Source organism: Modestobacter sp. VKM Ac-2982 (assembly GCF_026967935.1).
In the GTDB taxonomy this organism is placed as follows: Bacteria; Actinomycetota; Actinomycetes; order Mycobacteriales; family Geodermatophilaceae; genus Modestobacter.
Genome location: NZ_JAPVBL010000003.1, coordinates 745,499 through 759,993, shown reverse-complemented (window position 1 = coordinate 759,993; position 14,495 = coordinate 745,499). Strand labels below are relative to the sequence as shown.

Below are 14,495 nucleotides of genomic sequence, written 5' to 3'. Positions count from 1 at the left end.
CGGAACGAGCTCGGAGGCACGCAATGAGCGACGCCGACGTCACCGAGATCGCCACCCAGACGATGATCGTCGCGGCGAAGGTGTCCGCGCCGATCCTGCTGACCGCCCTGCTGGTGGGCTTCATGATCTCGCTGTTCCAGGCGGCCACCCAGATCCAGGAACCGACCCTGTCCTTCGTGCCGAAGATGATCGCGGTGGCGATCGCGCTGCTCGTGACCGGCAACTGGGTGCTCTCGGAGCTGGTCTCCTTCACCGATCAGCTGTTCGAGTCGCTGCCGCGGCTGCTCGGCAGGACCTGAGGCCGCAGTGGACCTCGAGGTCCCCTCCGCGACCCTCGCGGCACTGCTGCTGGCCAGCACGCGGGCGGCCGGGTTCATCGCCCTGGCCCCGCCGTTCAACTCCAACGGCATCCCGCGGGTGGTCAAGGGCGCACTCGCGCTCTGCATCGCCCTGGTCACGTTCCCGCACATCTCCGGCACCATCCCGGAGGTCACCGCCGGCTTCCTCATCGCGACTGCGGTCACCGAGGCGGTCATCGGCGCCGCGCTGGGCTTCGTCGTCCAGCTGCTGTTCAGCGCCGTCCAGCTGGCCGGTGACCTGATCGACGTGACCGGCGGGTTCTCCCTGCAGCCGGCCTACGACCCGATGTCGCTGACCACGCAGGGGGTGATCGGCCGGCTGCACTACCTGCTCGCCATCACCCTGCTGTTCACCAGCAACGGCCACCTGCTGCTGGTGCGGGGGTTCGTCACCTCCTACGAGGGGCTCCCCGTCGGCGGCTCCCTGCCCACCGACCAGCTGGGCTCGGTCCTGATCACCGCCTTCTCGATGATGTTCCTGGCCGCGCTGCAGATCGCCGGGCCGCTGGTGGCGGTGCTGCTGCTCGCCGACGTCGCCCTGGCCCTGCTGTCCAAGGCGGCACCGGCGCTGAACATCTTCGCCTTCGGCTTCCCGCTCAAGATCATGATCACCCTGACCCTGCTGGGGCTGACCTTCCCGCTGCTGCCGCCGGCGCTCGACGGGCTGCTGGACTCCGCGCTCGACGCGATGACCTCGCTGCGCAGCGGCTGACGTGGCGGGAGGTGACTGATGGCCAAGGACGGTCCCGGCGGTGAGAAGACCGAGGCACCGACACCGAAGAAGCTGAAGGACGCCCGCAAGGAAGGGCAGATCCCGCGCACCCAGGAACTGGGCACCTGGCTGGGCGCGGCCGCGGCGAGCGTGCTGCTGCCCATGCTCGTGGGCGGGGCCTTCGGCTCCATCCAGGAGCTCTTCGTGCAGGTCGGCGTGGTCGCCAACGACCCCGAGCCGGCCACGATGCAGGCCCTGTTCGGCACCGCGCTGGCCGTCTTCATGACCGCGCTGCTGCCGATGGCCCTTGCGATGATGGTGATCGGCACCGTCGCCTCGGCGGCCCAGGGCGGGGTCACCCTCGCCACCAAGGCGATGAAGCCGACCATGAAGAAGCTGAACCCGTTCCCCGGGATCAAGCGGATGTTCGGCACCCAGGGCCTCTGGGAGGCGACCAAGGCGATCATCAAGACCGTCGCGCTGGCGGTCGTCATCGGCGTGACGTCCGACAACGCCATGCAGCTGGTGTCCGCCTCCGGGGCGCTGCCGCTGTCGGAGGTCGTGCACACCTTCACCGACTCCGCGGTGCTGATGTTCCGCGTCGTGGGCATCACCGGCCTGGTGATCGCGGTCGCCGACTACATCGTGGTGCGACACAAGATGATGAAGCAGCTCAAGATGAGCGTGTACGAGATCAAGCAGGAGCACAAACAGGCCGAGGGCGACCCGTACATGAAGGCCCAGCGGCGCTCGACCCAGCTGTCGATGTCCCGCAACCGGATGATGGCCGAGGTCGCCGACGCCGACGTGCTCCTGGTCAACCCCACTCACGTCGCCGTCGCGCTCAAGTACGACCCGCTGAAGGGCGCCCCCCGGGTGGTGGCCAAGGGCGCCGACGAGATGGCCACCCGGCTGCGCGCCCGGGCCGAGGAGTGCAAGGTGCCGATGGTCCAGGACATCCCGCTGGCCCGGGCGCTGCACGCCTCCTGCGACCTGGGCCAGGAGGTGCCGGCCCAGCTGTTCACCGCCGTCGCCCGGGTGCTCGCCTTCGTCATGCACCTGTCCGCGCGCGGCGTGCGTGGCGGGGTGCACCGGCCCGGCTTCGAGGCGCCGGTCACCGAGGGCCTCCCACGCGCCGGCCGGCGCCGCTGACCGAGGGCCCCGCCCACGTCGGGACGCCGCCGAGCTGAGGTCCGCGACGCCCGCTGTGACGCACGGTGCGGGCGACCGGCGGCGCGGTACGGAGCCCTCCCCGGACTGCCGAGAAGGTCGGTGGAGCGCGCACCGGTGCCCTCCTCCGCTGCCGGAGCGGCACCGCACAGGATCGAGGTCTCGTGGGAAAGCTGACGAAGGCCGCCGTCCCCATCGGGGTCGTCTCCATCGTCCTGATGCTCGTCGTGCCGCTGCCGGCGCCCGTGCTGGACGTGCTGCTGGCGCTGAACATCGTCGGGTCGCTGCTGATCCTGCTGGTGTCGATGAACATCAAGCGGCCGCTGGACTTCGCGATCTTCCCGTCACTGGTGCTGATCGCGACGCTGATGCGCCTGGCGCTCAACGTCTCCTCGACCCGGCTCGTGCTCACCGACGGCTACGCCGGCAAGGTCATCGAGGCCTTCGGGCACTTCGTCATCGGCGGCTCGCTGATCGTCGGCCTGGTGATCTTCGTGATCCTCACGATCATCCAGTTCGTCGTCATCACCAACGGTGCCGGCCGGGTCGCCGAGGTCGGCGCCCGCTTCACCCTCGACGCGATGCCCGGCAAGCAGATGGCCATCGACGCGGACCTGAACGCCGGCCTGATCAACGAGAAGCAGGCCCGCAAGCGGCGCAGCGAGGTCACCTCCGAGGCCGACTTCTACGGCTCGATGGACGGCGCCAGCAAGTTCGTCAAGGGCGACGCCATCGCCGCCATCATCGTCACGCTGATCAACCTCATCGGTGGCTTCGCCATCGGCATGATGCAGAAGGGCATGGCCCCCGGAGAGGCCATCTCCACCTACTCGCTGCTGTCGGTCGGCGACGGTCTGGTCTCCCAGATCCCGGCCCTGCTGATCTCCACCGCCACCGGCCTGATCGTCACCCGCTCGGCCTCCCAGGGCGACATGGGCTCGGACCTGATCAGCCAGCTGTCCCGCAACAGGCAGCCGGTGCGCATCGCCGGCCTGGGCGCCCTGGCCCTGTGCCTGATCCCCGGCCTGCCCAAGCTGCCGTTCCTGCTCATCGGTGGCCTGTTCCTGTTCATCTCCACCCGACTCACCGACCAGGTCGATGAGGACGACGACGAGAGCACCCCCGCGGACGCCGTCGCCGCGGAGCCGCAGCCGGACTCCCCCGAGGCGATCGCCGACCGGATGCGGGTGGACCCCCTGGAGCTGGAGGTCGCCTTCGACCTGGTCGAGCTGGTGGACACCGCCCGCGGCGGCGACCTCCTCGACCGGGTCAAGGCGCTGCGTCGCAAGGTCGCCATGGAGACCGGCCTGGTCATCCCGCTGGTCCGCACCCGCGACAACTTGGACCTGCCCGCCTCGCAGTACGTCATCTGGCTCAACGGCGTCCCCGCGGCCAAGGGCACGTCCCCGGCCGGCACGGTGCTCGCCATCGGTGACCACCTCGACGGGCTGCCCGGCAAGGCGACCCGCGAGCCGGTCTTCGGACTGGCCGCCAAGTGGGTGCCTGCCGAGCTGCAGCGGCAGGCCGAGATGGCCGGCGCCACCGTCGTCGACCGCTCCTCGGTCATCACCACCCACCTGGCCGAGGTCGTCCGGCAGAACGCCTCGGCGCTGCTGGGCCGGGAGGACGTCAAGGTGCTGGTCGAGATGATCCGCCGCTCGCACCCGGCCGTCGCCGACGAGCTCACCCCGGCGCTGCTGAGCCTCGGCGAGGTGCAGCGCGTGCTGCAGGCCCTGCTGGACGAGGGCGTGTCGATCCGCGACCTGGTGCGGATCTTCGAGGCCCTGTCCCTGCGGGCCAAGGTTTCCACCGACCTCGACGGCCTGGTCGAGGCGGCCCGCACCGCCCTCGGCGCGGCGATCAGCCACCCGTACGTGACCGAGGAGGAGCGGCTGCACGTCATCACCCTCGAGCCGTCGTTCGAGCAGCGTCTCCTGGAGGCCGTGCGTCCCACCGAGGGCGGCCAGGTGCTCGCCCTGGACGGGCACACCGTCGACGTCCTGGTCCGCGGCTGCACCGAGCTCCTCGACGAGGCGGAGCGGATGAACCTCTCCCCCGTGCTCGTCTGCTCCCCGCAGGTGCGAGCCGCCCTGTCCCGCCTGATCCGTCAGGTCCTGCCCCGCCTGTCGGTCATCTCGTACAACGAGGTGTCCCGCACGGCACAGATCGAGTCCCTGGGAGTGGTGAGCGGTGCCGTCGCGATCCGTTGAGGCAGCCACGCGTGAGGAGGCCGTCGCGGCCGCGCGTGCAGAGTTCGGGGCCTCGGCCCGGGTGGTCGGGGTCCGTCGCATCCGCTCCGGCGGCATGTTCGGCTTCTTCACCAACGAGCGGTTCATCGCCGAGGTCGAGGTGCCCGTGGCCGGGGCGACCACCGGGCCGAGCACCGGTTCGTCGACCGTGCTGAAGGACCCCGCCGGACCCGCGCGGCCGGCCGCCGCTGCCGGGCCGTCGATGGACGACCGGATGAAGGAGCTCGCCGACCTGCTGGGTGCGGCCTCGCCGGACGTCGACCTCTACGGCCGTTCCGGCTCCGTGCGGACCCCGGCCGGCGCGACCGCGGCCGCCGCGCCGGCCGAGCGCACCACCCCTGCGCGGACCACCTCCTCCCCCGCCGGCTCCTCCGCCGGTGCCCGGTCCGCTGCGCGGCCGGCGCGGCCAGCCTCGGCCGCGGCAGCCCCGGTGGCGGCCAAGCCGTTCACCCCCGCCAAGCACACCCTGATGCTGTCGGCGGAGGACCTGGTGCCGACGCCGGCGCCGACGCCGGTCGCCGACGAGCCGTCGGGGCCCTCCCCCTTCGCCGCTGCGCTGACCCGGATGGTCGCCTCCAGCCCCGTGCAGGCCGCAGCCGAGGACGCCGCTGTGGCGGCCGCGGAGGCCGCTGCGGAGCTGGCCGCGGTCGAGACCGCGGCTGCCCAGGCGGCTGCGGTCGAGGCCGCGACCGCAGAGGCCGCCCGGCTGGCCACGGCGCGCATCGAGGCGGCTGCCGCCGAGGCCGCCCGGGTGCAGGCCGAGGCAGCACGGGCCGAGGCAGCACGGGCCGAGGCAGCACGGGCCGAGGCAGCACGGATCGAGGCAGCACGGATCGAGGCAGCACGGATCGAGGCAGCACGGATCGACGCAGTGCGGCTCCAGGCGGAGGCCGAGGCAGCCGCCGAGGTCGCCCGCCTCCAGGCCGAAGCCGAGGCAGCCGCCGAGGCTGCCCGCATCCAGGCCGAGGTTGAGGCAGCCGCCGAGGCTGCCCGCATCCAGGCCGAGGTCGAGGCAGCCGCCGAGGCCGCCCGCATCCAGGCCGAAGCCGAGGCAGCCGCCGAGGCCGCTCGCCTCCAGGCCGAGGCCGAGGCAGCCGCCGAGGCCGCCCGGGTGCAGGCCGGGGTTGAGGCAGCCGCCGAGGCCGCCCGCATCCAGGCCGAAGCCGAGGCAGCCGCCGAGGCCGCCCGCATCCAGGCCGAAGCCGCGCGTCTCCAGGCCGAGGCGGCCGCAGAGGCCGAGGCAGCCGCCGCGGCTGAGGCAGCCCGCGCCCAGGCCGAAGCAGCCCGCGCCCAGGCCGAGGCAGCTCGGGTCCAGGCCGAGGCTGCACGGGTCGAGGCCGCCCGCCTCGAGACGGCAGCCCCGGCACTGTCGATGGTCGAGTCCGTCCGGAGTGCGGACGAGGAGCTGGCCGACCTGCTCGAGGAGGTCCTCGCCGCCAACGGCTCCGGCCGCGGCCGGCACCGCTCCCCCGAGGCGGGTGCCGAGCGGTCCACCGCGGCGGCCGACCAGGACGGCGACGCGGCCATCGCGGCCGCCTCGGCGATCGTCGAGTCCGCGGCCGCGCGCGCATGGCGCGCCCCGGCGCTCGCGGAGGACCGGGTGCGCGACGTCCCGCAGCCGTGGGCCTGCCAGACCACCGCCGCCGAGCCCAACGCCTACGACACCGGTGCCTACCGGACCGACGCGCACGCCGGCTACGCCAGCGACGACCGGATCGCCCAGCGAGCGGCGCAGTTCGCGGCCGCTCAGAACCTCGTCGTGGACGCCGTCGTCGTCGACGAGTCCCCGGCCGAGGAGGTCCGCTTCATGGAGACACCGTCGATCGACCAGCGCGCGCGGTTCGCCGTCCCGGTGGCCCTCTCCCCGGTCATGTCCCCCGCGAGGGCCCCGGAGATGGCCCGGACCGCGAGCGACCCGGCTCCGTTGCCGCTGGACGCCACCACCGTCCTGCCGCCGCTGTCGTTGATGCCGCCGCAGAACTTCGGCGGTTCGCAGCCGCTGCTGGCCTCCCGTCCCGGTGTCCCGCCGGTCCGCCGGTCGCGCCCGCCGGTGCCGGCGAGCACCCGACCCGCGCTCTCCGTCCGTCCGCAGGGACCGACCCGCCCGACGGCTCTCCCCGTGGCACCCCGGCCGGCTGTCCCGGCGCTGCCGGCCGCCGACGAGCCCGGCAGCCGCCTGGCGACCGTGACGCGGCTGGTCCCCGCGCCGTCGTCCACGGCGCTCGCCCCGTATCCGATGAGCGGCCCGGAGGAGCTGGTCATCCGGCTGCTGACCCTCGGGCTGCCCGACTCCCTGCTGGGACCGGACTTCACCAGCGACGCGGCCGCCCGCGGGGTGTACGCCGCGCTGACCCGCACCCTGGCCGAGCGCCTGCCCGCGGCTCCGCCGGCGCCGACGGAGCCCGGCGACGTGCTGATGCTCGTCGGCCCCGGGGCCGAGACGTTCGCCGCCGCCCGGTCACTGGCCTCCTCGCTGCGGCTGGAGCCCGAGGCCGTGCTGTGGGCCGCCTCCGGTGCGCTGGCCGGCCTGGCCCCGGAGGCCAGCCGGATCACCTCGGTGGAGACCGCCCTGGCACGCCGCCGGACGAGCGCGACCACCGGCGCGGTCACGGTCGTCGCCGTCGACGCCCCCCTGCGGACGTCCGGGGGGCCGTGGATGGAGCACATGCTCTCGGTCTGGTCGCCGACGGCGGTGTGGGCGGTCATGGACGCCACCCGCAAGCCCGAGGACCTCGTGCCGTGGCTGGACGGCCTGCCCCGCCTGGACGCCGTCGTCGTCGAGGACACCGACTCGACCGCTGACCCGGCCGCCGTGCTGGACCACGTCCCGGTGCCCGTGGCCATGGTCGACGGCACCCGGGCCACCGCGCACCGTTGGGCCTCGCTGCTGTGTGAGCGGCTGGAGGAGATGGAGGCGTGATCAGCCCGTTCCGCAGGGACGTCGTGGTGACCGGCTTCGTGCTGGCCATCCCGGTGTTCCTGCTGGGACTGCGCGGCGACTTCTCCCTCGATGACGTCACCGTCCGCCTGCTGTGGTGCCTGGGCGCAGCCTGGGTCGCGGTCGGCCTGCTCCGCTGGGCCAGCACCCCGTTCCCGACCCGACCGAGCCGCACGGCACCGCAAGACCAGCCCGCCGCCCCGACCTGACGCCTGGCCGGAGCTCTCGCGCAGTTGTGCCCGATGGCCCGTCGCTGCAACGGCGCCAGAACATGGACTCGGGCGCAAGAGCCCGCCGCAGCCCTGTCCACAGGTCGACCGTCACGCCACATCGCTGCTGAGCAAGGAGCCAGGCTGGCTGGATGACGGATCCGCTGCCCCCGGGAGTACTGCTCCGAGCATCGGCAGTCCGCCAGGGCTTCGACGACGGCGAGCTGGCGCGTCTGGTCCGCTCGAAGCAGCTCGACCGCCTGCAGCGTGGCGCCTACATCGACCCGCACGCTGATCGAGCTGCCCGTGCCCGAGCGGTGATCCTCGCGACGGTGGCCGGCCTCCGGCTGCCGGGGGCCGTCAGCCATGCATCGGCGGCGGCGCTGCACGGGCTGCCCACGTGGAGAGTCGACTCGGCGCGCGTCCATGTGACCCGTACGCCCCCGTCGTCCGGAGCCAACAGTGGGCGTGTACACCTGCACGTCGCCCGGCTGGCTGCCGAGGAGACCTCCGTGGTGGACGGCGTCCTCACGACTGACGTCACCCGGACGGTCGTCGACCTCGCCCGGACGCTGCCCTTCGAGTCGGCGGTCGTCACGGCCGACGCCGCACTCGCACTCAGGTCCACCACGGCAGCTCAGCTCGACGACGCCCTGCAACGGATGGGCGGCGCGCCCGGGACCCGTCGGGCGGCTCGGGTCATCGCCTTCGCCGACCGGCGCAGCGAGAGCGTCGGGGAGAGCCGCAGCCGGGTGATGTTGGCGCGGGCGGGGCTGCCCCCACCGGACCTGCAGGTCGAGGTGCGCCGGCGCGATGGGTCCCTGGTCGGTCGCAGCGACTTCGGCTGGTCCTCGTCACGCACGCTCGGGGAGTTCGACGGCCGGACGAGTACGGGCGACTGCTGCGCCCCGGTGAGTCGGCCGGCGACGCGATCTACCGGGAGAAGCTGCGGGAGGACGAGATGCGCGATCTGGGTAGGGAGGTGGTCCGCTGGACCTGGGCCGAGATCGACGAGGCCGGCGTGGTGGCTGCCCGACTGCAGCGAGCGTTCACCCGGGGCAGCCGCCACTGACCCGCTCTTGCGCCGTTGTCCGCGCTCTCGCTCTGGTGCAACAGCGCGAGAGCGACGGGAACGGCGCAAGAGCGGGCCCGGGCCGGCGGGACGGGGGCTCAGAGGGGGAGGTCCTCCAGCATCTCGGTGACCAGGGCGGCGATCGGGGAGCGCTCGGAACGGGTCAGGGTCACGTGGGCGAACAGCGGGTGGCCCTTCAGGCGATCGATCACCGCGGTGACGCCGTCGTGCCGGCCGACCCGGAGGTTGTCCCGCTGCGCGACGTCGTGGGTGAGGACGACGCGGGAGTTGGTGCCCAGCCGGGAGAGCACGGTGAGCAGCACCCCGCGCTCCAGCGACTGCGCCTCGTCGACGATCACGAACGAGTCGTGCAGCGAGCGGCCGCGGATGTGGGTCAGGGGCAGCACCTCGATCAGCCCACGGGCCACGATCTCCTCGACGACGTCACCGGAGACCAGGGCGCCGAGGGTGTCGAACACCGCCTGAGCCCAGGGCGCCATCTTCTCGCCCTCGCTGCCCGGCAGGTAGCCGAGCTCCTGACCCCCGACGGCGTACAGCGGCCGGAAGATCACGACCTTCTTGTGCGCCCGCCGCTCCATCACCGACTCCAGCCCGGCGCACAGCGCCAGCGCCGACTTGCCGGTACCGGCCCGGCCGCCCATCGAGACGATCCCGATCTCCGGGTCCAGCAGCAGGTCGAGAGCGACCCGCTGCTCGGCGGAGCGCCCGTGCAGGCCGAAGGCGTCCCGGTCACCGCGAACCAGCCGCACCTGCTTGTCCGGGGTCACGCGGCCCAGCGCGGAGCCCCGGCCGGAGAGCAGGACCAGCCCGGTGTGCGTGGGCAGCTCCGCAGCGGCCGGCAGGAACACCGAGCCGACGTCGTACAGCGCCTGGACGTCGGACTCCTCGACCGCGAGCTCGGCCATCCCGGTCCAGCCGGTGTCGACCGCGCCCAGGCCGCGGTACTCCTCGGTGTCCAGCCCCACCGCGGCGGCCTTCACCCGCAGCGGCACGTCCTTGGTGACGAGGCAGACGTCCCGGCCCTCGCTGCGCAGGTTCAGCGCAACGACCATGATCCGGCTGTCGTTGCTGTCGTTCCGGAAGCCGGGCGGCAGCACCGACGGATCGCTGTGGTTCAGCTCCACGTGCAGGGAACCGCCCTGCGCGCCGACCGGCAGCGGTGCGTCCAGCCGGCCGTGCTGCACCCGCAGGTCGTCGAGCATCCGCAGGGTCTGCCGGGCGAACCAGCCGAGTTCGGGGTGGTCACGCTTGTCCTCGAGCTCACCGATCACGACGAGCGGGACGACGACGTCGTGCTCGTCGAAGCGCAGCAGCGCGCCCGGGTCGGAGAGGAGCACGGAGGTGTCGAGGACGTAGGTGCGGCGAGTGCTCACGAATCGGCTCCCGTGGGACGACACCCTGGTGTCAAGGCGCGCCCCGGCTCGAAGGTGACCGGGTCCCGGCGCTGGGGCCGGGACACGGCCCCTCTGGTGAACGAACTCCGTCGCACCAACCGGGCCTCCCGTGGAGGGCGAGGTGAGCTCGTCCTCCACCGCCGACGCTATGCCCTCACACCGACAGGAACACCCCCCTGACACGCGCAGGGGTGAGACGAGACCAGTCGTTCGTCAGCTGGACTCCTGCCGGAAACGTCGGACTCCGAACCACCAGCCCGCGATCCCCATCGCGACGGTGAGCGCGGCACCCCACCAGGCGGTGCCGCTGCCGTAGTCGCCGTCGAAGAACGCGCGGGTGCCCTCGACGACGTGCTTGAGCGGGTTGACGTCGCTGATCGCCTGCAGCCAGCCCGGGGCCAGCGACATCGGCAGCAGGATCCCCGACAGCAGCAGCACCGGCAGGACGACGGCGTTGAGCAGCGGCGCGAACGCGTCCTCGCTCTTCAGCGTCAGCGCGAGGGCGTAGGAGACCGAGGCGAACGCCGCACCCAGCAGCGCGATGACCACCAGGGTCAGCAGCACGCCGACCAGCGGGGCGCGCAGCCCCAGCGGGATGGCGACCAGCACCAGCAGCGTGCCCTGCACCAGCAGGACGACGACGTCGCGCAGCACCCGCCCCAGCAGCAGCGCGGTGCGGCTGGCCGGGGTGACCCGCTGGCTCTCGATGACCCCGGCCCGGTACTCCGCGATCAGCCCGAACCCGACGAAGAGGGCGCCGAAGATGCCGAGCTGGACCAGGATCCCGGGCACGAACACCTGGTAGGCGTTGCCGGCGCCGAGCTGGACGGCGTCGGAGGTCAGCAGCGGGCCGAACAGGGTGATGTACAGGATCGGCTGCATCAGGCTGATCACCAGCCAGGCCGGGTTGCGCAGCGACATCCGCATCGCCCGGGCGAAGACGGTGTAGGTGTCCCGGACCAGGTTGCTGGTCGCGGTGGCGCTGGTCGGCCCGGTCTCCGGTGCGGTCGCGACGGTGCTCATCGGGCTGCCTCCAGCGGCTCGGCGGGGACGGCGGCCGGTGCCCCGGTCTCCCGCAGCGACCGGCCGGTGAGGCCGAGGAAGACGTCGTCCAGGCTCGGCCGGCGGCTCTCGATGCCGGCCACGGCGATCCCGGCGGCATCCAGCTCACGGACCAGGGCCACCAGGGCAGCGCCGCCGTTCGGGGCCCGACCGACCACCCGGGTCCCGTCGACCTGCGGTGCCTCGGCCCCGGGCAGGGCGGCCATCAGGCGGGCGACCTGCCCGGCCGAGTCCGCGTGCTCGGCGGTGACGGTCAGGACGTCGCCGCCGACGTCGGACTTGAGCTGGTCAGGCGTGCCGGAGGCGACGATCCGGCCGGAGTCGATGACCAGGATCCGGTCGCAGAGCGCGTCCGCCTCGTCGAGGTAGTGCGTGGTCAGGAACACCGTCGTCCCGCGCTCGGCGCGCAGACCGCGGATGTGCTGCCACAGGTTGGCCCGGGCCTGCGGGTCCAGCCCGGTGGTCGGCTCGTCGAGGAAGACCAGGCCCGGGACGTGCACCAGGCCCAGTGCGATGTCCAGCCGGCGGCGCTGGCCCCCGGACATCGCCTTGGGCTGGCGCTCCCAGAGCCCGTCGAGGTCGAGCTCACGGAACAGCTGCTTGCCGCGGGCAGTCGCCTCCGCGGTGCTGATCCCGTAGAGCCGGGCGTGGTCGACGACCTCCTCCCCGGCGCGGGCCTCGGGCGCGGTCGAGCCGCTCTGCGAGACGTAGCCGATCCGGCGGCGCACCCCGACCGGGTCGGCGACCAGGTCGCAGCCGGCCACCGTGGCGGTGCCCGCGGTCGGGGTCAGCAGGGTGGTGAGCATCCGCAGCGTGGTGGTCTTGCCGGCCCCGTTGGGTCCCAGGAAGCCGACGATCTCGCCGGCCCCGACATCGAGGTCCACCCCGGCGACGGCGTGCACCTCCTGCTTCTTCTTCCGGAAGGTGCGGGCGAGCCCGCGGGCGTGGATCACGCCGGGGATCCTCCACCGGCCCACCGACAGGAGTCGACCGCGTTCCGCTCCCGGCGGAGGATCAGCGGCGGACGCCTCGGCCCTCGCGGCGCGGCCGGAGCACCACCAGCGCCCAGGCCGCCGGCACCAGCAGCACCGGCCACTGCAGCGCCACGTCGCCCAGCCACAGCAGCCCGGTCAGCAGGAAGAGGGCCACCCAGCCCGCAGTCCAGAGCCCCAGGGCCTGCCGCTCCTCCGTCGTCCCGCCGGCCACGACGGTCAGGCGCCGGCCAGTTCGGCGGCGACGACCGCCGGGGTCAGCGGCTCGTCCAGCAGCCGCAGGAAGCGGTCGGCGACGGGCTGCCCGGCCGGCCGGGCGGCCAGCCACGTCGAGAGCAGGTCGTAGCCCTCGACGTAGGTGGAGATGTAGGCCCGCCACAGCGGGTCGGTGAGGAACCGGAGCTGCTGGACGGCGCGGTCGTGGCTGACCAGCCCCCAGCGCTGCAGGTGCGCGATCACCACGTCCGGGTCGGCGCCGCGGTCGTGCAGCAGGATCGCGGCGTCCTGGCGCACCCGGTTCAGCGGCGCAGCCGCAGCGGCGACCCGTTCGGCCAGGTGCCCGTCGAAGCGCAGCCCCAGGTCCCCGAGGACGTCGGCCGACCAGGGCCCCCAGCCATCGCCGATCGCCGCCTCGACACCGAGGTCGGCCAGCCCCTCGGCCATCAGGCACTCGGGGGTGTTGACCAGGAAGACCGTGTGCTCCAGGTGCTGGTCGCGCTCGACCAGCCCCCGCTCCTTGCGGCAGTGCTCGGTGTGGTGCCCCGGGTAGGACTCGTGCGCGACCAGGTGCGGCAGCTGCGCGAGCCGGTGCGGCAGGTCGGCGTTGATCGCGACCCGGGAGCGGTAGTCGCCCTCGTAGTAGTTGAACCCCGACCACGGCTTGTCGGTGACCACCTCGTAGCGCACCGTCTCGGCCTCGGGCAGGCCGTACTGGCCCCGGACCCGGTCGCGGAGCGCGGAGGAGAGCGCGTGCACCGCCTCCTCCAGCCGCTGCGGCGGGCACTCCTCCCGCCGCCGGTGCACCGCGTACCGCTCCGCCAGCGTGCCGCTGCCGGGCAGCAACTGCTCGAGCTCGGCGTGCGCGGCGGCGTACTCGGCCGGGTCCCCGAGGGCGACCGACACCTGGAAGTAGGCCTCGACCTCGGCGATGAACCCGACCGGCTCACCGCCGAGCTTGCGTGCGGTGCACTCCAGGCCGGTGAGCTGACCGCGCAGGTAGGCGGTCCGGGCGGCGGGCAGGGCGGCGGAGTCGAGCTCGGCCAGCAGCGCCCGGGCCTGGTCGCGCAGCTGGTGCGGCTGCGGCGCCGGCTCGTCGGCGACCTGCGCCCGCAGCCGCTGGTCACCGGTGTAGGCGTCGACGAAGCCGGGCTCCAGCCGGTCGAAGCGCAGCCCCAGCCGCACGTACTCCAGGGGGACGTCGACCGCGCCGGCTGCCATGCCCCCGAGTCTGTCAGCCCCCGGGCGCCGTCCCGAGGAGGCCCGGGTCAGCTGCCGAAGCGGCGGTGCCGGGCGGCGTAGGCACGCAGCGCCCGCAGGAAGTCGACCCGGCGGAACTCCGGCCAGTAGACGTCGGTGAAGTAGAACTCCGAGTGGGCGGTCTGCCAGGTGAGGAAGCCGGAGAGCCGCTGCTCGCCGCTGGTGCGGATCACCAGGTCCGGGTCGGGCTGCCCGCGGGTGTACAGGTGCTCGGCGATCTGGTCGGCGTCGAGCACCTCGATCAGCTCCGGCAGCGTCGTCCCCCGCTGGACGTGCTCGGCCAGCAGCGAGCGCACGGCGTCGGCGATCTCCCGGCGGCCGCCGTAGCCGACCGCCAGGTTGACCGTCGCCCCCGGCCGGTCCCGGGTGTCGCGCTCGGCCCGGGTGAGCACGCCGACGGTCTCCGGTGGCAGCAGCTCCAGCGCGCCCACCGCCCGCAGGTGCCACCGCCGGTCGGGGCCGGCCAGGTCGCAGGCGACGCCCTCGATGATCCGCAGCAACGGGGTCAGCTCGGGAGCCGGGCGGGTGAGGTTGTCGGTGGAGAGCAGGAAGAGGGTGACGACCTCCACCCCGGCCTCGTCGCACCAGGACAGCAGGTCGGCGATCTTGTCCGCGCCGCGGCGGTGCCCCTCGCTGACGTCCTCGAGGCCGATGGCCCGGGCCCAGCGTCGGTTCCCGTCGATGATCACGCCGACGTGCCGCGGGGTGTCGGCGCCGAGCAGCTCGCGCGCCAGCCGCTGCTCGTAGACGAGGGTGAGTGCGTCCCGGACCTTCGCGCGCACCCCCACGCCCTCACCCTAGGTCCCGTCCCCGGCTGTGGCCGGACCGCGCGCCGGGCCCG

At 73.4% G+C, this 14,495-nt stretch carries 12 protein-coding genes; 6 read left to right on the top strand and 6 right to left on the bottom strand.

Annotated features, from left to right (window positions below):
- Positions 1-23 precede the first annotated feature (23 nt).
- The 6 genes from fliQ (at position 24) to O2W20_RS14210 (ending at position 7,637) form a co-directional block, all read left to right on the top strand.
- On the top strand, positions 24-299 hold the full coding sequence (gene fliQ, locus O2W20_RS14235) for a flagellar biosynthesis protein FliQ (protein ID WP_036336255.1): 276 nt from the start codon (positions 24-26) through the stop codon (positions 297-299).
- 7 nt (positions 300-306) lie between these two features.
- Positions 307-1,071: a flagellar biosynthetic protein FliR gene (fliR, locus tag O2W20_RS14230; RefSeq protein WP_269171976.1), complete on the top strand. Its 765-nt coding sequence runs from the start codon at positions 307-309 to the stop codon at positions 1,069-1,071.
- 18 nt (positions 1,072-1,089) lie between these two features.
- A complete protein-coding gene (locus tag O2W20_RS14225; protein WP_269171977.1) occupies positions 1,090-2,223 on the top strand; it encodes an EscU/YscU/HrcU family type III secretion system export apparatus switch protein in 1,134 nt (377 codons plus the stop codon).
- A gap of 182 nt (positions 2,224-2,405) precedes the next feature.
- Positions 2,406-4,451 carry a flagellar biosynthesis protein FlhA gene (gene flhA / locus O2W20_RS14220; RefSeq protein WP_269171978.1) on the top strand — a complete coding sequence of 682 codons (2,046 nt, stop codon included), beginning with the start codon at positions 2,406-2,408 and terminating at the stop codon, positions 4,449-4,451.
- 94 nt (positions 4,452-4,545) lie between these two features.
- On the top strand, positions 4,546-7,410 hold the full coding sequence (locus O2W20_RS14215) for a hypothetical protein (RefSeq protein WP_269171979.1): 2,865 nt from the start codon (positions 4,546-4,548) through the stop codon (positions 7,408-7,410).
- On the top strand, positions 7,407-7,637 hold the full coding sequence (locus O2W20_RS14210; protein WP_269171980.1) for a hypothetical protein: 231 nt from the start codon (positions 7,407-7,409) through the stop codon (positions 7,635-7,637). Before O2W20_RS14215 ends, O2W20_RS14210 begins: the two co-directional genes overlap by 4 nt.
- A 1,170-nt stretch (positions 7,638-8,807) precedes the next feature.
- On the opposite strand, the gene O2W20_RS14205 is transcribed toward O2W20_RS14210, so the two are convergent.
- From O2W20_RS14205 to O2W20_RS14180, 6 genes are all read right to left on the bottom strand, one after another.
- Entirely contained in the window at positions 8,808-10,103 is a 1,296-nt protein-coding gene (locus O2W20_RS14205; RefSeq protein ID WP_269171981.1) for a PhoH family protein, read from the bottom strand.
- A 234-nt stretch (positions 10,104-10,337) separates the two neighbouring features.
- Complete coding sequence (locus O2W20_RS14200) at positions 10,338-11,147, bottom strand: ABC transporter permease (protein ID WP_269171982.1); 810 nt, start codon at positions 11,145-11,147, stop codon at positions 10,338-10,340.
- Positions 11,144-12,139 (bottom strand): ATP-binding cassette domain-containing protein, encoded by a 996-nt coding sequence (locus tag O2W20_RS14195; RefSeq protein ID WP_269171983.1) that lies wholly within the window; start codon positions 12,137-12,139, stop codon positions 11,144-11,146. The genes O2W20_RS14200 and O2W20_RS14195 overlap by 4 nt, the downstream gene beginning before the upstream one ends.
- A 61-nt stretch (positions 12,140-12,200) precedes the next feature.
- A complete protein-coding gene (locus O2W20_RS14190; RefSeq protein ID WP_269171984.1) occupies positions 12,201-12,392 on the bottom strand; it encodes a hypothetical protein in 192 nt (63 codons plus the stop codon).
- Positions 12,393-12,397: 5 nt separating this feature from the next.
- Positions 12,398-13,615 (bottom strand): DUF885 domain-containing protein, encoded by a 1,218-nt coding sequence (locus O2W20_RS14185; protein WP_269171985.1) that lies wholly within the window; start codon positions 13,613-13,615, stop codon positions 12,398-12,400.
- A gap of 47 nt (positions 13,616-13,662) precedes the next feature.
- Positions 13,663-14,442, bottom strand: coding sequence for an isoprenyl transferase (locus O2W20_RS14180; protein ID WP_269171986.1), 780 nt, complete (start codon positions 14,440-14,442; stop codon positions 13,663-13,665).
- Positions 14,443-14,495: the final 53 nt, after the last annotated feature.